The organism is Pseudomonas sp. Z2-11 (assembly GCF_054161305.1).
This window is the reverse complement of the sequence record NZ_CP096395.1, coordinates 2997229-3017397: the sequence shown is the minus strand read 5'-3', so window position 1 is coordinate 3017397 and position 20169 is coordinate 2997229. Positions and strand designations below refer to the sequence as shown.

19 protein-coding genes are annotated in these 20169 nt (G+C 63.9%); 6 read left to right on the top strand and 13 right to left on the bottom strand.

Going from position 1 to position 20169, the window contains the following annotated elements; all coding sequences use genetic code 11:
• Positions 1 to 211 precede the first annotated feature (211 nt).
• From M1E16_RS13400 to gspG, 9 genes are all read right to left on the bottom strand, one after another.
• On the bottom strand, positions 212 to 1381 hold the full coding sequence (locus tag M1E16_RS13400; protein WP_434600755.1) for a substrate-binding domain-containing protein: 1170 nt from the start codon (positions 1379 to 1381) through the stop codon (positions 212 to 214).
• Between the two features lie 153 nt (positions 1382 to 1534).
• Positions 1535 to 2722, bottom strand: coding sequence for a substrate-binding domain-containing protein (locus M1E16_RS13395; protein WP_434600754.1), 1188 nt, complete (start codon positions 2720 to 2722; stop codon positions 1535 to 1537).
• Positions 2723 to 3230: 508 nt separating this feature from the next.
• Entirely contained in the window at positions 3231 to 4442 is a 1212-nt protein-coding gene (gspF, locus tag M1E16_RS13390) for a type II secretion system inner membrane protein GspF (RefSeq protein WP_458130214.1), read from the bottom strand.
• A complete protein-coding gene (gspE, locus tag M1E16_RS13385) occupies positions 4442 to 5860 on the bottom strand; it encodes a type II secretion system ATPase GspE (RefSeq protein ID WP_434700586.1) in 1419 nt (472 codons plus the stop codon). The genes gspF and gspE overlap by 1 nt, the downstream gene beginning before the upstream one ends.
• Before the next feature lie 178 nt (positions 5861 to 6038).
• Entirely contained in the window at positions 6039 to 8396 is a 2358-nt protein-coding gene (gene gspD / locus M1E16_RS13380) for a type II secretion system secretin GspD (RefSeq protein WP_434697728.1), read from the bottom strand.
• Positions 8393 to 8938 carry a type II secretion system protein GspM gene (gspM, locus tag M1E16_RS13375; RefSeq protein WP_434697729.1) on the bottom strand — a complete coding sequence of 182 codons (546 nt, stop codon included), beginning with the start codon at positions 8936 to 8938 and terminating at the stop codon, positions 8393 to 8395. Before gspM ends, gspD begins: the two co-directional genes overlap by 4 nt.
• Entirely contained in the window at positions 8931 to 10112 is a 1182-nt protein-coding gene (gene gspL / locus M1E16_RS13370; RefSeq protein ID WP_458130213.1) for a type II secretion system protein GspL, read from the bottom strand. The genes gspM and gspL overlap by 8 nt, the downstream gene beginning before the upstream one ends.
• Positions 10109 to 11092 (bottom strand): type II secretion system minor pseudopilin GspK, encoded by a 984-nt coding sequence (gspK, locus tag M1E16_RS13365; RefSeq protein WP_458130212.1) that lies wholly within the window; start codon positions 11090 to 11092, stop codon positions 10109 to 10111. The genes gspL and gspK overlap by 4 nt, the downstream gene beginning before the upstream one ends.
• Before the next feature lie 8 nt (positions 11093 to 11100).
• Complete coding sequence (gspG, locus tag M1E16_RS13360; RefSeq protein WP_434697732.1) at positions 11101 to 11550, bottom strand: type II secretion system major pseudopilin GspG; 450 nt, start codon at positions 11548 to 11550, stop codon at positions 11101 to 11103.
• A gap of 148 nt (positions 11551 to 11698) precedes the next feature.
• Between gspG and gspI the strand changes: the two genes are divergently transcribed.
• Complete coding sequence (gene gspI / locus M1E16_RS13355) at positions 11699 to 12073, top strand: type II secretion system minor pseudopilin GspI (protein ID WP_458130211.1); 375 nt, start codon at positions 11699 to 11701, stop codon at positions 12071 to 12073.
• Between the two features lie 145 nt (positions 12074 to 12218).
• Here gspI and M1E16_RS13350 read toward each other — a convergent pair whose 3' ends face one another.
• Positions 12219 to 12647: a type II secretion system protein N gene (locus M1E16_RS13350; protein ID WP_305501117.1), complete on the bottom strand. Its 429-nt coding sequence runs from the start codon at positions 12645 to 12647 to the stop codon at positions 12219 to 12221.
• A 120-nt stretch (positions 12648 to 12767) separates the two neighbouring features.
• On the opposite strand from M1E16_RS13350, the gene gspH reads away from it, so the two are divergent.
• Complete coding sequence (gspH, locus tag M1E16_RS13345; protein ID WP_434697981.1) at positions 12768 to 13217, top strand: type II secretion system minor pseudopilin GspH; 450 nt, start codon at positions 12768 to 12770, stop codon at positions 13215 to 13217.
• Positions 13214 to 13825: a type II secretion system protein GspJ gene (locus M1E16_RS13340; protein ID WP_458130210.1), complete on the top strand. Its 612-nt coding sequence runs from the start codon at positions 13214 to 13216 to the stop codon at positions 13823 to 13825. Before gspH ends, M1E16_RS13340 begins: the two co-directional genes overlap by 4 nt.
• 623 nt (positions 13826 to 14448) lie before the next feature.
• Here M1E16_RS13340 and M1E16_RS13335 read toward each other — a convergent pair.
• The 3 genes from M1E16_RS13335 to M1E16_RS13325 are packed head-to-tail and all read right to left on the bottom strand — an operon-like array spanning position 14449 to position 16599.
• Positions 14449 to 15387, bottom strand: coding sequence for a FecR family protein (locus tag M1E16_RS13335; protein WP_458130326.1), 939 nt, complete (start codon positions 15385 to 15387; stop codon positions 14449 to 14451).
• A 37-nt stretch (positions 15388 to 15424) separates the two neighbouring features.
• The gene (locus tag M1E16_RS13330) at positions 15425 to 15970 is read right to left on the bottom strand and encodes a sigma-70 family RNA polymerase sigma factor (RefSeq protein WP_434600743.1); all 546 of its coding nucleotides are present in this window, start codon (positions 15968 to 15970) and stop codon (positions 15425 to 15427) included.
• Positions 15967 to 16599, bottom strand: coding sequence for a TonB C-terminal domain-containing protein (locus M1E16_RS13325; protein ID WP_458130209.1), 633 nt, complete (start codon positions 16597 to 16599; stop codon positions 15967 to 15969). The genes M1E16_RS13330 and M1E16_RS13325 overlap by 4 nt, the downstream gene beginning before the upstream one ends.
• A 204-nt stretch (positions 16600 to 16803) precedes the next feature.
• On the opposite strand from M1E16_RS13325, the gene M1E16_RS13320 reads away from it, so the two are divergent.
• The 3 genes from M1E16_RS13320 (at position 16804) to M1E16_RS13310 (ending at position 20163) form a co-directional block, all read left to right on the top strand.
• Positions 16804 to 17145 (top strand): hypothetical protein, encoded by a 342-nt coding sequence (locus M1E16_RS13320; RefSeq protein WP_458130208.1) that lies wholly within the window; start codon positions 16804 to 16806, stop codon positions 17143 to 17145.
• Positions 17146 to 17509: 364 nt separating this feature from the next.
• The gene (locus M1E16_RS13315) at positions 17510 to 19687 is read left to right on the top strand and encodes a type VI secretion system Vgr family protein (RefSeq protein WP_434623690.1); all 2178 of its coding nucleotides are present in this window, start codon (positions 17510 to 17512) and stop codon (positions 19685 to 19687) included.
• Positions 19688 to 19704: 17 nt separating this feature from the next.
• Positions 19705 to 20163: a DUF6484 domain-containing protein gene (locus M1E16_RS13310; protein WP_434658023.1), complete on the top strand. Its 459-nt coding sequence runs from the start codon at positions 19705 to 19707 to the stop codon at positions 20161 to 20163.
• Positions 20164 to 20169: the final 6 nt, after the last annotated feature.

Below are 20169 nucleotides of genomic sequence, written 5' to 3'. Positions count from 1 at the left end.
ACTCATCCTTTCGGGTTCGCTCTAAGGGGGCGCAACGCAGTGCTATCAAGCTGCTAGCGTTGGTTATAGGGGATAGGCGGTTACAGCCGCTCGGGACCGAACGGATGTCATGAAAATTTCATATGGCTGTGTTGGTACGGGTGTGACGAAAAAAATCAGCAACGGCTTGCGCCGTTGCTGATCGGGTATTGCGGGTCGTTCAAGCGTGGGCTTACAGCGGACGACCGATGCCGTTGCAAGTGTTGGCGTGGCCGATGCTAAGGGCGTTGGTAGCGGTCAGGAAGCTGCTACGAACAGCTTGCTTCCAGGCAGCTGGCAACGGCACAAAACGGTTGGCGGTGATCGCTGCGTCGTTGGTGCTGGCTACTAAGCCGTTATAGTGACGGGCGATGAAGCCTCGCACTTGCGTACTCTGGGTGGCGTCGGCATAGCACTGGCTGAAGATCACGTTGGTGAAGCCCAAGATCGGGTAGCCGGTAGTAGGGTAAGCCACGACGCTTGGATCGTTAGGGTTGGTGGTTGCGGCGAACACTGGCACCCAGGCGTTCGGGTTGGCGCGGTTGGCGGCGGCTGGTACTGGAACAGCAGCGATGGCCGCCGAAATGTTTGCTGGTGCCGGAGAAATACCACCAACCCGCGCCACTTTTGTGGCGTCATCAAGACCCGCTAGCGTCGACGCCGCATAGGCAGGGCTCATGTAGGTAATACGACCTTGAGCTGCGTTCACCGCATCCATGACACCTTGACTGCGGTTAGCTGATACTGCACCGGCCGGTAGGCCGCCACTATAGGTGGAGGCGAAGTTGGTGGTGACAGAGAAGCTGCCTGTTTCCGCGCACTTTGCGCGCAGGAAGCGGGTGAACAATTCCGTGGTTCCGCTGCTCTCGGCACGGTAAACCACAGTGATTGGACCGGTACGGCCAGAGCCGTTGATCTGGCTCCAGTCGGTCAGGCGACCGGAGAAGATCCCGCACAGTTGGTTAACGCTCAGATCGACATTGGCGGTGCCGGCCTTATTGAACGGAATGGCAACTGAGGTCGCTGCCGAGGGCACCTGGATCAATGGCCCCCAAGTGGCACTGTGAGTAGAGTTGTAGTAGCTCAACTCAGTCGACGTGAGCTTCGAATCGCTGGCGGCCCAGTGAACGTTCTTGCTGGTGTCGCCTGCCACGAATCTGGTGTAGTCATTGCTCAGGAAAGCCTGTTTGCCATTGCCGCTACCCACACCGATGTAGGGAGCGAAACCGGCCGTCAACACGCCAGGCGTTTGGTAAAGCGGCTGGGGCAAGGTAGCGCCGCCACCGTTGACATCCGCCATTGCCAACGGCGCGCATATACCGCTGCACAGCAATGCAACAGCCTTGGATAAACGATTGAACATGACAAGACTCCTGTCTTGAGAAGCGGCGCCTTACCCGAGTGCATCGACCGTAAGCGCGGCTGAAGGGTGTGAAACAACAACCGTTAACTACAAAGAAATCAGCAACGGCTTTCGCCGTTGCTGATCGGTGTTGCGTGTTGCTCAGGCGTGGTGTTACAGCGGACGACCAATGCCGTTGCAAACGTTGGTGTTACCAATGCTGAGAGCGTTGGTGCTGGTGAGGAAGCTGCTACGAACAGCTTGCTTCCAGGCAGCTGGCAAAGGCACAAAACGGTTGGCGGTGATTGCGGCATCGTTGCTGTTAGCCGCAGTTGCGTTGTAATGACGGGTGAAGAAATCACGCACCTGAGTGGTTTGTGCAGCGTTGGCGTAGCACTGGCTGAAGATCACGTTAGTGAAGCCCAGGATCGGGTAGCCGGTGGTTGGGTAAGCCACAACGCTTGGATCGCTAGGGTTGGTAGTTGCGGCGAATACCGGTACCCAGGCGTTCGGGTTAGCGCGGTTGGCGGCAGCAGGCACGGTGACGGCTGCGATTGCGGCCGACACGTTGGCCGGGGCTGGGGAAACACCGGCAACGCGAGCGACCTTGGTGGCGTCGTCCAGGCCGGCCAAGGTGGTGGCGGCGTAATCCGGGCTCATGTAGGTGATGCGACCTTGGGCAGCATTCACCGCATCCATCACAGCTTGGCTACCAGTGGCGGCTACGGCGCCGGCTGGCAGGCCAAGGCTATAGCTGGAGGCGAAGTTGGTGGTGATGGCGAAAGTGCCGGGCACAGCGGGTACAGCTGTAGGGCACTTGGCGTTCAGAAAGCGGGTGAACAGTTCGGTAGTACCGCTGCTCTCAGCACGATAAGTCACAGTGATCGGGCCGGAACGGCCGGAACCGGTGATCTGGTTCCAGTCAGTCAGCGTGCCGGCGAACACGCCGCACAACTGAGCGACGCTGAGGTTAACGTTGGCGGTGCCGGTCTTGTTGAACGGAATGGCTACCGAGGTGGCAACCGAAGGTACCTGGATCAGTGGGCCCCAGGCAGCGCCGTGGGCAGTGACGTAGTTGTTCAGCTCAGTGGTGCTGAGCTTCGAATCGCTGCCAGCCCAGTGCACGTTCTTGCTGGTGTTGCCAGCCACGAACTTGGTGTAGTCGTTGTTCAGGAAAGCCAGTTTGCCGTTGCCGCTGCCCACGCCGATGTAGGGGGCAAAACCGGCGGTCAGAACACCGGAAGTCTGGTACAGAGGCTGAGGCAAGGTAGCACCACCGCCGTTGACATCAGCCATGGCGGCCTGAGCGGCGCAGAGGCCGGCGAGGGTCAGGGATACCGCGAGAACGTTGCGCTTAAACATGAAGAATCTCCTTTCATCGTGTTCGTACGTAGGTTGGGTGACGCGTGCTTGCCGTCATGGCGCTCGGTCCTGTGCCGATGGCGATGGGGTGAGGCCATGGGTTAGAAATTCGCAGCTTCCGGTGACAGATAAAGGAAAAAACCTCGGGAGCTGAGGGCTGTTTTTCAAGTTTTTTCCTCGGGTGTTCGAGCGCTCTGGGTTGAGGGTCCGGGCTGGTTTTGCGGGGATACGGCAAGGGTTGTAAGGGAAGCCGGCGGCAGGCGGTCGTGCGGCGGGTAAACATGACAGAACGAGGAACCCGAGTTTGGCGCGGGCATGACACGGGAGGTGTTGTGGCAGTGCAAAAATATTCGCAGCTGTTGTGGCGAGGGAGCTTGCTCCCGCTGGGTTGCGAAGCGACCCCAAGCAGGTTGAATCGATCGGGCTGATTTACCGGGGTGTCAGGGTTGGGGCTGCTGCGCAGCCCAGCGGGAGCAAGCTCCCTCGCCACGGGTTAGTGCGCGCCTTGCTACTGCACCAACTGATTGATCTCGATGATCGGCAGCAGCACGGCCATGACGATGACCAGCACCACCCCGCCCATGACCACGATCATCAGTGGCTCCAGCAGCGCGGTCATGCCCATGGCCCGGCGTTCGATGTCGCGGGACAGGGTTTGCGCGGCGCGTTCGAGCATGGGTGGCAGGCAGCCGGTTTTTTCGCCGCTGGCGATCAGGTGGATCAGCACCGGCGGAAAGACTTTTTCCACCCGCAGCGCCGCCGCCAGGTTGACGCCTTCGCGGACCTTGGCCGTGGCATCGCTGACGCTCAGGCTCAGGCGGTCGTTGGAGAGGGTCTGGCGCGCGGCCTCCAGTGCTCGCAGCAAAGGCACCCCGGCGCCGCCGAGGATCGCCAGGGTCGAGGCGAAACGCGCGGTGTTGAGGCCCAGCACAAATCGCCCGATCAGCGGCAGGCGCAGTACCCGCGCATGCCAGTTCAACCGCGCCGCCGGCTGGCGCAGGTACAGGCGCCAACTCCAGAAGCCCCCGGCCAGCACGCAAAAACACAGCCAGCCCCAGGCCCGGATGAAATCGCTGGCGGTGAGCATCGCCAAGGTCAGCCCGGGCAAGTCCTGGCGGGCCTGGGAGAACGCGCTGACCACCTGCGGCACCACGTAGCTGAGCAGGAAAATCACGATGGCGACCGACACCAGCCCCACCACGCCGGGATAGATGAATGCCGTGAGGATTTTGCCGCGCAGGTTGTTGCGCTCCTCAATGTAGTCCGCCAACCGCTCCATCACCTGGGCCAGGTCGCCGGACTCTTCGCCGGCGGCAATCAGCGCCCGGTAGATTTCCGGAAAGTCCCGTGGCCGCGCCGCCAAGGCTTCGGCCAGGCGCATGCCACTGCGCACATCGGCGCGCACCGCGCTGAGGGTCTGGGCGATGTGCTTGCGCTCCGCCTGCTCCACCGTCGCACTCAGCGCGGCCTCCAGCGGCAGGCTGGCGCCGAGCAGGCTCGCCAGTTGCCGGGTGGCCCAGGCCAAGTCGTTGTCCGAGAGCTTGGCGCTGAACAGACCGCCGCCGTTGGCCTGCGCCGTGTTGCGTTCGAGCTGCACCTGCAACGCCGTCAGCCCGCGACTGCGCAGCAGGTTGAAAACGGCGCCCTGGCTGTCGGCTTCCAAGTGCCCGGATTCGATCTTGCCCTGGGCGTCGGCGGCTTCGAAACGGTAGCGGTTCATCAGGCGTCCCGTGTTACGCGGAGGATTTCTTCAGGCGCGGTGGCGCCACTGCGCACCCAGCGTTCGCCGTCTTCGCGCATGCTGAACATGCCGGCCTGGCGGGCCGCGGCGCGCAGTGCCTGCTCCCCTGCCCCTTGATGGATCAGCGTGCGGATGTCGTCGTCGATGCAGAACAGTTCATGAATGCCGGTGCGGCCGCTGTAGCCAGTCTGGTTGCAACTCGGGCACCCCACCGGGCGCCAAGTGCCAGGCGTGGCCGGATCGGCTTGTTTGCAGTGCGGACAGAGCCTGCGCACCAGCCGCTGGGCCAGCACGCCGAGCATCGACGAGGCCAGCAGGAAGGGTTCGACGCCCATGTCGATCAGGCGGTTGATCGCCGACACCGCGTCGTTGGTGTGCAACGTTGCCAACACCAGGTGACCGGTGAGCGAGGCCTGCACGGCAATTTGCGCGGTCTCCAGGTCGCGGATTTCGCCGATCATGATGATGTCCGGGTCCTGGCGCAGGATCGCCCGCAGGGCCAGGGCGAAGGTCATGTCGATTTTCGCGTTGACCTGGATCTGGCTGATGCCCGGCAGGTCGTACTCCACCGGGTCTTCGACGGTAAGGATGTTGTGCACGCTGGCGTCCAGCCGCGCCAGGGCGGCATACAGGCTGGTGGTCTTGCCGCTGCCCGTGGGGCCGGTGACCAACACAATGCCGTGGGGCTGGCGGATCAGGTGGTCGAGCTTGCCGAGCACGTCTGGGTCCATCCCCAAAGTCTCCAGTTGCAAGCGTCCGGCCTGTTTGTCCAGCAGGCGCATCACCACCCGCTCGCCATGGCCGGTGGGCACGGTGGATACGCGGATGTCGATCGGTCGCCCGGCGACACGCAGGGCGATGCGGCCGTCCTGGGGCAGGCGTTTTTCGGCGATGTCGAGCTGGGCCATGATCTTGATCCGCGACACCAGCGCACCGTGCAAGGCTTTGCGCGGCGAGACCACGTCACGCAGCGTGCCGTCGACCCGATAGCGCACCACCGAATGGCTCTCGTAGGGTTCGATGTGGATGTCGCTGGCCTCGTCCCGGGCGGCCTGGGTCAGCAGCGCGTTGATCATGCGGATCACCGGCGCGCCGTCCTGGGTGTCCAGCAGGTCGGTGATCTCGGGAATGTCCTGCATCAGCCGGTCGAGGTCCACCTCGTTTTCCGCCGCGCCGACCACGGCGGCAGCACTGCCGGTGTCGGCGTAGGCGGTATTGAGCAGGCCGTCGAGTTCCTCGTCACGCACCCGCTCCAGCCGGACCTCGCCGAACTGGCGACGGACTTCACTGATCGACCAGCCCGGCGTCGACGGGCAGACCATCAGCACCGCCTCCTCCCCGGACTGGCGCAATACCAGGCGCTGGGCCTTGGCCCAGGCGTATGGGAGGGTGTTCATGAGCCTCCTCCTATCGCTGACATCCCCGTGGCGAGGGAGCTTGCTCCCGCTGGGCTGCGCAGCAGCCCCAAAACCCAGCGCCGCGGTGGTTCAGGCAGAAGGTGTTGAACCTGAGTGGGGCTGCTTCGCCCGAGACGTCGGACCGACCCAGCGGGAGCAAGCTCCCTCGCCACGGTATTCATCGTCCGACCGGCTCCGTTGCAGGCACCGCCTTGATCACCGCCCTCGGCGTTTGCAACCCGGCGGGCGTGGCGCCTGGAATCGCCCGGGCCGAGGCCGGCAGTTGCGGCGCCTGCACGTCCGGCAGCGCCCAGCTGCGCTCCGGTTGCAGCAGGCCTTGGGCGCGGCGCATGAAGTCGTAGCGGTTCAGGGTGATCCCGCGACCCGCCGCCGTGTCGCGGATGATGTAGGGCCGCAGGAAGACCATCAGGTTGGTCTTGGTGACCTGGCGCCGCTCGTTGCGAAACAGCGCGCCAATGCCGGGGATCGTCGACAGCCACGGCACCGCATCATTGCTCTGGCTGTAACCGTCCTGCAGCAGCCCGCCGAGGACCATGATCTGCCCGTCGTCCAGCAGGATGCTGGTGTCGATCGCACGTTTGTTGGTGACGATCCCGGTGGTGCTGGAGGCGCGGTTGTCGACACTGCTGACCTCCTGGTAGATGTCGAGCTTGACCGTACCGCCCTCGGAAATCTGTGGCCGGACGTTGAGCTTCAGGCCGACCTCCTCACGGGTGACGGTCTGGAACGGGTTGTTACTGGTGCCGCCGCCACCGGTGACGTAGCTGCCACTGACAAACGGGATGGTCTGGCCGACGAAGATGCTCGCCGCTTCGTTGTCCAGGGTCAGCAGGTTCGGCGTCGACAAGACGTTGGTGCCGCCCTTGCTTTTCAAGGCCCGGGCCAGCACCTTGAGGTCGAGGATCTTGCCGATGCCGGGGATGTCCACGGTGCCGTTGACCAGGCCCAGGTTCAGGCCCTGGGGCAACACGTCGATGCTGGTCTTGCCGTTGAGGTTGAGCCCGGTGCCGCCGAGGTTGACCCCGCCGATCACGCCGCTGCCGCCGAGGTTGCCGGTCTGCCATTGCACGCCGAACTCGCTGGCATCGTCCTCGCCTACTTCGACGATCAGGCTCTCGATCACCACCTGGGCGCGGCGCTGGTCGAGCAGGTCGATGACCTCGCGCAGGTTGCGATACAGCGGGTCCGGCGCGGAAATCAGCAAGGTGTTGGTGGTGGCATCGGCCTGGATGGTCACGCCACCGGCGCTGAAGGCAGTGTTCTGCTCGCTCTGCGTCGTGCTGGAGGTTTGCCCGCTGCTGCCTTGGCCATAGCCGCTGCCGCTGCCCGAGGTGGTGCTACTCACCGGGCTGGCTGCGCTTTCGTTGCCCTGCCCGCTCTGGCCGTTGGTACTGGCGCCCATGCTGCTGAGCACCGAGCGCGAATTGTCGTTGCCCTCGCCTTCGCTCTCCCCGGTGAGCAAACCTCGCAGGGCCTGGGCGAGTTTGGCGGCCTGGGCGTTGCGCAGGTACACCACGTGCAGGTTGCTCGGGTTGTTCTGCGCGTTGTCGAGCTTGTAGATCAGGTTGCGCGCCAGCTCGGTCCGCTCCGGACTGCCGGCGCGGATGATGATGGAGTTGGAGCGCGGGTCCCCGATCACATTGATCTTCTGCGTCTGGTCGCCGCCCTGGGTCTCCAGCAGATCGGAAACCATCTGGGCAATGTCCACGGCGATGCCGTTCTGGATCGGCACCACATCGGTATCGATGGCGCTCGGGGTGTCGATGCCCTCGATGAGCTGCGCGACGCGCGACAGGTTCTCGGCGTAATCGGTCACCACAATCGTGTTGTTGCCGGGGTACGCGTTGATCGGGTTGTTCGGTGAGACGATCGGGCGCAACACCGGGATCAGGTTCACCGCGTTCTCGTATTGCAGGCGAAAGGTGCGGGTCAGCATGCCGTTGCCGGCGGGTTTGTCGGCATTGTAGATCGGCCCGCCCAGCAACTTGGCATCGGCTTCCGGGACCACTTGGGCGACGCCGCCGACATCGACCACGCTGAAGCCCTGCATGCGCAAGGCCGCGAGCAGCATTTCATAGGCCTGGCGGGCCGGCACCTGGCCTTCGGAGACCAGGGTCAGGTTGCCTTTGACTCGTGGGTCGACCAGGAACTGTTGACCGGTGGAACGCGACAAGGCGCGCACCACCGCCTGGATATCGGCCTCGACAAAATTCAGCGTCACCGGTTGATCACCCAACGGATTGCTCGCAGGGGCATCGATGCGCGGTGCACGGGCGCGGGCGGTCAGGTCGACCTGATGGCGCACCGGTGGTTTCCGCTCACTGGATGCCTGGGCCCGTTGCCGGTCCAGCAACGCGTCACCGCTGCGCTGGGTGCTGCCCAGCGGGATGCCCAGTTCGCTGTCCACCAGCAACGGTGGCTGCGAGGCCGGCGGCGTGCTGGTGCACGCGCCCAAAGCAAGCAACAGCAGCGGCGCGGCCTTGCGCCAATGTCGCGGGTATCTGGACCCCTTCATGAAGCTTCCTTAGCGCTTGACGCGTGGTTCATGCGAACGGTTCCGGACAGAGTGCCGGGGGTTGGGTCGGAACTGGCCGGGGCCGTGCGCTGCAAGCGGGCCTCGATCACTTCCAGGGAAAATTGTGCTGGACTGCCGAGCAGCCAATCGATCACCCCGTCCGCCGGCGCGTCGGTGAAAGTGAGTTGCCACGCGTCAGGCGCCGCCGTGCCCGGCGGTTGTAACTGGTAGCGCTCGCCCAGGCCGCTGGCATCCAGGGTCTGGCGCAGGGCGACTTCAAGGGATTGACCCCGGGCAGGTCCGCCAACGTCGCGCAGCAGCACTTCGAGGGCCTCGGTCTGCGAGCGCAGCTTCGGGGTTTCGGCCTGCCAATAAGCGATGGTTTTCAACGCCGGCTCGATCAAGGCCAGCCAGACCAGGCCGCCACCGAGCACCAGCGCCGCCAGGGCCACGGCACGTTGCTCGCGGGCGGCCAGGCCCTGCCAGGCCGTGCGAAGATTTTGCCAACGCGCCTTCAGCTGTGCCGCGGTCAGCTTATTCATCGTTCGCTTCCTGGTTTTCGTCGGGGCTGTCTTGCGCTTCCTGCCCGGCGGGAGCCACGCGCAACGTCCACCCCTGGTCAATGGCCGCGACCTCGATGCCGGCCTGCGCCAGGGGCATTTTCCAGTCGTCGCCGGCCGCGACTTTCTGCGCTTCGGCGACGAGCTTGAGGCGCAACTCAGCGTTTTCGAACACCAGTTCCTGCACATTGCCGCTCATGAACGGCATGGCGCTGCCCGCCTGCCTTACCAGGCTGGCGAAGCGCTGCCCAGGCTCCGCCAGCGAACCGCTCTGGCGCGCGGCGATTTGCTGACGGGCCTGCTGCAAGGGGTTGAGAATCACCGGCAACTGAGGAAACGCCTGCTTCACCCGTTGACTCATCTGCGCCTTGAGCCGCTGCCCCTGGGCCGCTTCACGGCTGGCATAAAGATTGAGCCCGACCACCCACACCGCCACCGCCAGCGCGCAGATGCCCGCCGCCCGCCCCCAGCCGCCGCGCCCGGCACGCCCCTGCGTCAACCCGGCATGCAGGCCCCAGCCCGGCGCGACACCGCTCCAGCGCTGGGTGACGGGCAAACTGTCAGTCGTCACTTGCGGCGGTGACTCTCCCACCCAATGCAGGCCGCTGCCCATTTCCACAAGCCACTCGTCCAGCGCATCTTCCAGCAACGGCTGGACCACCGCGTGCTGCAAGTCATGGCGCACCAGCAAGTGCCCGTCTTCGATACACGCCACTGGCTCCGACAACACCGGCAAGGCGTAGGCGGCCGGATACAGGCCGCGCAACTTGAGGCCGGCCTGCAGGAGGATCTGACCCAACATGTTCAGCGACGCACGGTCCAGCCAGGCGACCGCTACCTGCCCGTCCGCATCCCGCGGGCCGTGGGCCACTTGCATCTGTTCAGTGGCACCGAGCATCAGCGCCTGAGCCGCGCAGGTCACGGCGGCGGTAGTCTTCGCCGCAGACAATGGCGGCAGCTCCAGGCGCGTCAGCAAGCTGTCACGCGGATGCAGGAAACATTCGACCGCCTGCTTCTTCGTGCCCTCGCCAAGCGCCCGCAGTGTGCTGAGACCAGCATCACGCACCTGCCCTTGGCGGTCCAGCCAGGCAAATGCCACCGGGCTGTCCAGGCCAAGGCGATCCAGCGGCGCCAGGGCAATGCGCAAACGGCTCATACACCCACCCGCGACCAGATCACCTGAGGCAAGCGGTCCTGGCTGCATTGGAGCAAGGCATCCAGCTCGACCCGCCGTTGGCCGCTGCGCACCTGGCCCCGCAGGCGGAACCAGTCGCTGGCGATGCCGACCTTGACGGTGCTGACGTCCAGTTCGGGCATGCGCAGGCGGTTGACGAAATCCCCGCGATTGATGAACCAGTGGCCACCGTCGCGTTCATTGATCAGCGCCTGGGCGCGTTGCAGCGACAATCCCGGCACGTAGGCGGCGAGCACCGCGGCGCTGGCGGTGTTGCCGTTGAGCCAGGTATTGGCCGGCAGGATCGTGACGTAAGGGGCCAGCGTTTCCAGCAGTGCCGGGGTGACGCCCTTGACGCTGAGCAGGTCCTGCAAGGTGCGCAGCATCGGCCGGGTCGGCGCCAGCGTGTCGGAGGCGTCCGGCGAGGTACTGCGGCCGCTGTCGAACGTGCTGCTCGTTGACGCCTGGCCCGCCCGGGGCGGATTCAACAGACGCGGGTAGCCAGCAATCACCCGCTCGACGATACGCGCCCGTACCGTGGCGGCGACACCCAACTGCTCGCACAGCCGCTCGAAGGCGCGCAGCTGTTCCTGGTCCACTTGGTCATCGACCACCAGATTGCGCAGGTTGAACTTGCCCTGTTCATCCTCCAGTTGCCCTTCGAATGGCGTGTCGACCTGGCCGGAGCCCGTCATCAGGATAGGTTTCGCCCAAGGCTGGCCGAAGCGCGTCAAGGGATCGCGCTGGCGAACCTCCCAGAGCAACTGGCGACTCACCTGCAGGCCGCCCTGCAACCGCGCCGCGCCCTGGATGCGCAGCTGCTCGGCTTCCAGGCTGCGGGTGAACAGGGTCTGGCGGGTAAGCATGCCGCCGGCAATGACGGCCACCACGGCAGCGATCAGCAAGGCACTGATCACCGCCATGCCGCGCTGCTTCGCCGCTGTCGGCGAATTCGTGCGCATCACGGCCCTTATAACTGCCAGGAGCCGATGTCGGCGTTCACACCGTCGCCGTCAGGCTGGCCGTCGGCACCGAGGGAAAAGATATCGACCTCGCCGTTCGCCCCAGGATTGAGGTAGTTGTAGGGGCGGCCCCACGGATCGTTGGGCAAGCGGTCCAGGTAGGAACGCCAGGTGCTGTTCTTGGCATCGGCCGGCCGTTCCACCAATACCTTGAGGCCCTGGTTCATGCTGGGGTAGCTGCCGTGATCGAGGCGATACAGCTTCAAGGCCTGCATCAACCCGCCGATGTCCTGCTTCGCCGCCGTGGCACGGGCCTGGTCAGGTCGATCAAGAACCTTGGGCACTACCATCGCCGCGAGAATGCCGAGGATGACCACCACGACCATGATCTCGATCAGGGTGAAGCCCCGCTGCCCGCGTGGGCCTCGGGAACGGGCGTAACAAGGGGCGCTGTGCATCTCGACGGTCCTTCCTGGATTCGATTCGAGGCGCAGTGTTGCAAGAAAATATGTCAGCGATATTGAAATTGCTCAGGAGCTTGCGTCGTCAATCTGTAAAGAACATTGCTCAGGCTTGGGTATTGCTTTCGCCCCCTCGAGCCGACCGATGCCACGCCCAGCCCCACAAGCCGGTTTCACCCTCATCGAAGTGCTGGTGGCCCTGGCGATCATTGCCGTGGCCATGTCGGCCGCGGTGCGCGTGGCGGCGGTGATGACCCAGAGCAACGGCTTGCTGCGAGACAAGTCCATCGCCTTGCTGACGGCTCGCAGCCAATTGGCGCAATTGCGTCTGGAGGGACACGCGACGCCAGGGATGAAAGTTTTTCAATGCGATCAGGGGCGCTTGCTGCTGCGCTGCGAGCAGAACCTGCGCCCGGCGGAAAACGGGCGGATGCTGCGGGTCGAGCTGAGCGTATCCGACCGCAGCCGCGAGGCGCCGCCCTTGGCTCGGCTGGAGACCCTGCTCGGTCGGGGAAAATAACCGGATGCACACGATCTTTTTGTGGCGAGGGGATTTATCCCCGTCGGGCTGCGTAGCAGCCCCTTTTCAGGCCGACAACCGAGTGGATATTCAATTTTGGGGCTGCTGCGCAGCCCAGCGGGGATAAATCCCCTCGCCACAGAGTTCAGCGGAGCAGCGACGGCAAACTCACCGAATCCGGCAGCCGCGCCAGTGCCAGCCGGGTCTGTTCGCCGCCGCGTTCGATCACCACGGCCTGCGCCTCGATCGCTACCAGCCTTACCCCTTGGGCTACCCGCTCGCCGGCCAGGAAACTGCGCGGTGGTCCGTCGTTGAGACTCAGGATCGCCACCGCGCCGCGGGCGCCGGCCATCACCCCGCTGACCTTGATATCCACCGCCGCCGGTTGGTTGGAAAACCACTGCAACGCAGGACTGTCGGAACGCTCGGCCAGGCGTTGCGGGGCCACGTCCGGGGTGCGCGACTCGGCGGATGTCAGCAGCAGAGAAGACCAGGTCGCCACTCCGGCCAACGCTGCCACCAGTCCCAGCGCCTGGACGATATGCGCCGGGGAGACTCGTTCCGTGAACGTCATGTCCTGATCTCCTTGTTTGATTCCAGCGTCCAGCGTACGCGTCAATTCTCTCCGTTTTATTTCACATCCTTATCATCTTCAGCGTGCACGATGATCACCAACGCAAAGGAGCGCGCCCGGATGCACGGCAAGCAACGCGGTTTTACCCTGATCGAATTGATGGTGGTGCTGGTGATCGTCGGTATCGCCAGCGCGGCCGTGAGCCTGAGCATCAAGCCGGACCCGGCGAAGCTGCTGCGCCAGGATGCCGAACGGCTGGCCCAGCTGCTGCAACTGGCCCAGACGGAAGCCCGCGCCGACGGGCGACCGATCACCTGGCGCTGGGACGCCAAGGGCTTCGGCTTCAGCCGCCGCCCGGACCAGGGCGCGGGACTGGACCGATTCAAGGAAGACCCGCAGTTGCGCCCGCGACGGTGGCAGAGCCCGTCCATGGAGGTACGTGTGGAACCCCGGCAACGCGTGGTGCTCAATGCCGAATGGATCGGCGTGCCGCTACAGATCCGCTTGTCCGACGGCCAGAACAGTTTCACTGTGCAACGCAGCGCCGCCGGTCGGGTATTGGTTCAATGAGCGGCCGGGAGACGGGCTTCACCTTGCTTGAAGTGATGGTGGCGATCCTGCTGATGGCGGTGATCAGCCTGATCGCGTGGCGCGGGCTGGACAGCGTGACCCGCGCCGACAGCCACCTGCAGGCCAGCACCGAGCAGACCGAAGCCTTGCTCCGGGCGCTGAACCAACTGGAGCGCGATGTGGCCCTGCGGGCTGGCGTCGAGTTGAGCGAACCGCTCAAGCCAGGGATCGACAACGAGCCCTCGACCGCCCCGCCCGCCCTCACCCTGCGCAGCACCGAAGGCCAGGGTTTTCGCCTTGACGTTATCCGTGAGGCCGCCGATCAGGGCGGTGGCTTGCAACGGGTACGCTGGTGGCTCAAGGGCGACACGCTTTATCGCGCCCAGGGCCAGGCTCGCAGCCGCTACCCTCTACCGGCGCCGGGTGCGGGCGTGGCTGTGTTGAGTGAGGTCAGCGATGCGGGGCTGCGATTCTGGGACAGGGAAAAGGGCTGGCGCAAACTCAGCGGCAACCGGCAGGAGGATCCGCCGGGCATCGAGATCAGCCTGACCCGGCAGACACCGCAAGGACCGGAGAAGTATCGGCAGGTGCTGGGGCCGTTGGAGTAGCTCGCCCTTCAATAATCTGGGAGCGAGCTTGCTCGCGATGGCGGCCTGACGGTCGGCGAGGGGTTTGTTGACTGGGTACATATCCGTTCCTGCGGTAACGGCTGCTTAGGGTTCCGCCCTTACGGCGGGTCACTTTTGGAAAGAGCCGGGAGCCGGACCAGCCAAAAGTAACCAAAAACGCTCTGCCCCACCACTCGGCACCTCGCCTGGGCTCGGTGTGCCCTCACTCCGGCATTGCTCCGTGGGCCGCCGCGAAGGGCCATCCATGGCCCAGCGCGGCTAACCCGGCATCCATGCCGGGTTGCCCACTGCGCAATGCCTGCGTTCGGCCAGCGTGGTTAACGGGGCGTCTCAGATCAAGATCAAGATCAGGATCAAGATCAAGATCAAGAGCGAGGCGGGCTGGTAGGCAGCCTGCCTCTTCAGCTTTACCCCGATCTAACTGTGGGAGCGAGCCTGCTCGCGAAGAGGCCGGCACAATCAACGTCTTCATCTACCATGCCACCGCCTTCGCGAGCAGGCTCGCTCCCACAGGTTAGTGTGCCTACAAGTCCGCAGTCGAGCGCGGTGCCAAATGTGGGAGCGAGCCTGCTCGCGAAGAGGCCAGCCCAGGCACCACTGAATTAACTCAACACCACCACCCCACCCGGCAACTCGGTGCACTTGGCGCCATAGGCATCGCGAATCAGCAGCGCCACCCCAGCCAGTTGATCGAGGCGGAAACGGGCCTGGACCTTGCGCAAGCCCAGCTCGCGGTTGAGTAACAGCAACATGCCAGGCCGATAACGGTTGATCTCGTCGATGACGCTGGCCAGGGTCGCATCGTTGAACACCAGCACCTGTTCGCGCCAGGCAACGGCGGCGGATATATCGGCGGCCTGTGGGCTGCCGACCTGGCGAGTGTCGTAGGTCAATTGCATGCCCGGCTCGAGGCGAAACTCTCGGCCCTGCACTTGGACTTGCACGACGCCTTCCAGGCAAGTTGCGCAGACGCTCTGGTCGATGTAGCGAAGATTGAACCGGGCCCGCGCGGCGCTGATCCAGCCGGCGCCGGCCTGGACGTTGATCGTCGCGGTGCCGCCGGACACTTCGACTTCGCCGGCGAGCAATTCCAGGCCCTGCCCGCCCTCGGCCAGCGTGAGGCGGCTAAGGCGAGTCTGGGTATTAAGTTCCAGGCTCACGCCATCGCCCAGCTCGACCCGGCGCTGTTCGCCCACTTCGGTGACGTAGTCCGCAGCGAGCCCGGAAACGCCACCCGGCACCGTGGCGCGGATCAGCAAGAAGCCCACGGAGGCGGCCAGCGCGCCACCGAGCAACGCCCGACGGCCAAAATGCCGAGGCCCATGCGCCGCTTCGGCGGCCGGTCGCAGCCCATGCCACAGCGTCTTGGCCTGCTCGAACGCCTGCGCATGTTCGGCGCTCTGCCCGCACCATTGGCGCAAGGCGCGGGCATCGGCGACGGTGGCGCGTCCCGAGGTCAGCAGGATCAACCAGTCACGGGCCTCGCCGGCCAGTCGGGCCTCGGGCGTATCGTCAGGGGACGCGATGCTGAAGATGTTCAAGCGCACACACACTCATGAATGGGTCGGGTCTCTACTCTCAAGACGGTTTTCCCGCGCCGGGACCGAACCGCTGAATGACTTTTCTTTCCAGGCGCAGGGCGCAATGCCCCAACGCAGCCTTGATTTCCTTCTCCACCATGCGCGTGGAGATACCGAAACGCTGTGATATCTCCAGGTGCGGGGCCTCTTCCAGGCGCGCGGCAATGAAAATCCTGCGGCGCCGCGCCGGCAACTCGTACAAGGCCTTAAGCAGGGTCTGCAACTCTTTCTGGCCACCCACCACCCGAGCCGGGTCCAGCGCTTCGTCGCAGATTTGCAGCAGCTCTTCGATCTCGCTGCCGGTGAGCAGACGAGCATCGGACTGCCGGCGGTCGGCGGCAATGTTCAGGGCCATGCGATAGAGGTAGGCGTTAGGCTGGACGATCTCCGGCGTGTCGCCCATGCGGTCGACCCGCAGGTAGGTTTCATGCAGGACATCGTTGGCCAGTTCCTCGGACCCCAGGCGCCTGCGCAGGCGCACCTTGAAATCCTCATAGGAGGTGAGGAACAGCTTGACCATCGGGCTGCGGCCAGCGTCTTTCATTGCCCGAACACCTCTTCCCCTGCTGTGCATTCCATGCTTTTTCCTGATGAATCGGGTAACAAAAGCAGGGTCACCGGCTGGCGCAGCGAACTGGGCGCCGGGCGGTCGATCCTGAGGTTCTGCAAACTGTTGACCAAGGCCTTGTCACGCAATACATCACCCGTGGAACTGACCAGCCGACTGTTCTGCACCACGCCGTCACGTCCGATCCACACTTGCAGCAGCGCGCGAAAACGGCCCGGCCGGGTCAATGGCGAACGGCACAGGTTGCGCTGGATGACCGCCTGGATCGTCGCCGCATAGTTGCTGTCGCTCAAGCCGGCCGTGGCGCCGGGCGGTAATGGCACCTCGCGAACCTGTACCGGTTGCAAGGTGAATGCATCCGCTCGGGCATAATGTGCCGCAAGCCCGGTGCCACTGAGCAGCACACTCAGCCCTTGGGCAGGCGTGAACAGCCCCTGGACGCCCATCGTCTGGCGCCGGTTCGACAAGGCGTGATCCACCAGCACCGCCATGCCTGTGGCCCGACTGAATTGCTCCAGCGCCGGGGCCAGTTCCTGAGGCGCAATGTCCAGGTCCACCACGCCGACCGCCTGGGCCGGCCCGGCCAGCAGACACCAGGCCACCATCAGCCACCCCAAGGGCGCCCTGGCCAATCCACGCCTGCGTCCGCCCCCGGTTATGCCCTGCTGCACGACTGACGTATCCGTTGAAAAACGTCATCCTGATGGGTGTTTATGAATGTCGTATGACACCCGACACAAATCCCGCGCGCGGCACTAGACTGGTGCCGAAACGATGAGCCACCACCGTGGCGGGCCAGGAGGTCAACGATGAAACAGTGGATGAGCATGACAGCCGGAATCGGCTTGCTGATGACTTTGCCCGGGGTCCAGGGCGAAGAAGCCCCGGCCTGTATCGAGGTGACTGTCGGCGGTTACAAGACCCCGGATTACAACTGCCTGAGCCGCCAGATGGGCAACGACCCCGAAGCCGCGGCCGCTGCGCAACACGCACAGGACAGGCTGGATGTGCCGGTCGACAAACGCGCACCGAACAGTGTCGGCCTCGCGACGCCGGCAGCCACCGGTGTGCGCATGGGCAACACTTTTGGCACGTCGGTCAAGCCCCAGCGACCGCCTGCTCCCGTACCTGGTTCGCCGCTGCCCAAATAAACGCTTTTTCTGAAGCGACAGTTTGCTTGCGCTCGGTGTGGCCGCGACGCCACGACTCGCCATACGCATAGAACAGCTGTCCAATGTGCGTTATTCAGAATGGCTGCTATAACCAATAAGACTAAATGGATAGCCTTCCACTTATCGATGCGGTGGAGGTTTGGATGAATTCGCGTAAAAGGATCCATTGCGCGTTCGCTTTGGCTGGATAGATTCAAGGCCGATATGGAGATCCCCCCTGTGGTGTATGTAGAACTATGTGAGCAAAGCGCCACACCCCTTCATTCTGCCTGCCTGGCTGAGGACGCTGCCCAGCCTCCTGAACGGCTGACTGCCGCTCGCACGTGAGCCAGGGGACGCCGTAATGGCAATTACGCAAAACAACCGGTTGGTGCAGGTCGACAGTCCCCTCGGCGGCGATGTCCTGCTGCTGCAAAGTATGGACGGCAGCGAAGAGCTGGGGCGGTTGTTCCATTACGAGCTGGACCTCACTTCCGAAGACCGGGCGATCAAGTTCGACCAGTTGCTGGGCAAGCCGATGGGCCTGACCCTCGAGCTCTATGACGGAGGCAAACGTTATTTCCACGGCATTGTCAGCACCTGCCGACAGCTGACCGGGCACGGGCAGTTCGCCGGGTATCGCGTCAGCCTCCGGCCCTGGTTCTGGCTGCTCACGCGCACCTCGGATTGCCGGATCTTCCAGAACAAGACCGTGCCGGACATCATCAAGCAGGTATTTCGCGACCTCGGCTTCTCCGACTTCGAAGACAGCCTGAGCGGCAGCTACCGCGAGTGGGAATATTGCGTGCAGTACCGTGAGACCAGCTTCGATTTCGTCAGTCGGCTGATGGAGCAGGAAGGCATCTATTACTACTTCCGCCATGAGAAGTCTCGCCATGTACTGGTGCTGGCCGACGCCTACGGCGCTCACTCCACGGCGGCGGACTATGCGTCGGTGCCCTTCTATCCGCCCGATCGGCAGATGCGCGAGCGCGACCATTTCTACGATTGGCAGATGGCCCGTGAAGTGCAACCCGGCTCGCTGGCGCTGAACGACTATGACTTCCTGCGGCCGCGCGCCAGCCTTGAGGTGCGCTCCAGTGTGCCGCGCAACCACAGCAACGGCGAATACCCGCTCTTCGACTACCCCGGTGAGTACGTCCAGAGCAACGATGGCGATCACTATGCGCGAACCCGCATCGAAGCCATCCATAGCCAGTTCGAGCGCGTGCAGTTACGTGGCCGCGCTCGCGGGCTGGGTTCCGGCCATTTGTTCACGCTGACCGGTTATGACCGCGCGGACCAGAACCGCGAATACCTGATCGTCGTCGCACGCTACCAGATCCGCCAGGAAGCCTACGAAAGCGGGCAACAGGAGCAGGCTGAACAGTTCGTCAGCGAGTTGGACTGCATGGATGCCAGCCAGGCGTTTCGCCCCCTCCCCGTCACGGTCATGCCGATTGTCCGCGGTCCACAGACCGCGGTGGTGGTGGGTCCCAGTGGCGAGGAGATATGGACCGACCAGTATGGTCGGGTCAAGGTGCATTTCCATTGGGATCGCCATGATCAGTCCAACGAAAACAGCTCCTGCTGGATTCGCGTCTCACAGGCCTGGGCCGGCAAGAACTGGGGCTCGGTGCAGATTCCTCGAATCGGCCAGGAAGTCATCGTCAGCTTCCTCGAAGGCGACCCGGACCGGCCGATCATCACTGGCCGCGTCTACAACGCTGAACAGACCGTGCCTTACCAACTGCCGGCCAACGCCACCCAGAGCGGCGTGAAAAGCCGATCGAGCAAGGACGGCACGCAGGCCAACTTCAACGAAATCCGCATGGAAGACAAAAAAGGCGCGGAGCAGCTGTTCATTCACGCCGAGAAGAACCAGGACATCGAGGTCGAGAACGACGAAACCCATTGGGTCGGCCATGATCGCAGCAAGACCGTCGACAACGATGAAACCGTGCAGGTCAAACACGACCGTACCGAAACGGTGGGCAATAACGAAACCATTTCCATCGGCGTCGACCGCACCGAGGATGTCGGCAGCAATGAAAAGATCACCATCGGCGCCAATCGCACTGAACGGGTCGGCAGCAACGAGACCATCACCATCGGCGCGGACCGCACGGAAAAGGTCGGCGCGAACGAAAAAATCAGCATCGCCAGCAACCGCACCGAGGACGTCGGCGGCAACGAGACCATCGACATCGCGGGCAACCGTAATGAAACGGTGCAGGGCAACGAAGGGATCGAGATCAATGGCAACCAGAGCACCCGGATCGGCCAGAACGAATCCCGCGACGTTGCCCAGAACCGCAGCACGGGGATCAAACAGAACGACAGCCTGGATGTGGGCAAGCATTTCGTGCTCAACGCCGGCGATTCGATCAGCCTGACTACCGGCGCCGCCAGCATCACCATGAAGAAGGACGGCAGCATCGTCATCAAGGGCAAGAACATCACCATCGATGGCTCTGGCGCCATCAACATCAAGGCCAACAAGAATGTGGTCGTCAAAGGCCAGAAAATTCTGCAGAACTGAGCCACGGAGCAGGCGTCATGACCGTTGAATATCATCTCCCCGTATCTTCCACCGCCACGCCGACGCGCGTGGATGGCGTCGTGATCGGCGTGCTGCTGGACGTACCCACGCCGGACGCTCCGGTCGTGGCCTTCCCCGGCTGTCCCGGCGAAACCGGCCTCGCCGCGCGCACCACCACCGCGCTCTGTCGTGACGACATCGGCGCCCAGGTCGCGCTGATGTTCGAGGCCGGTGACCCGGCCCGGCCGCTGGTGATCGGCCGCATCCAGCGCCTGCCGGCAAGCGCAACGCCAACGGTCGCCCACGTCGATGGCGAGCGGCTGGAGTTCAGCGCGAAACAGGAGATCGTCCTGCGTTGCGGCAAGGCCAGCATCACCCTGACCCGCGCGGGCAAGGTGATCATCCGGGGCACCTACCTTTCCAGCCGCTCCAGCGGGGTCAACCGCATCAAGGGCGGCTCGGTGCAAATCAACTGACAGGTA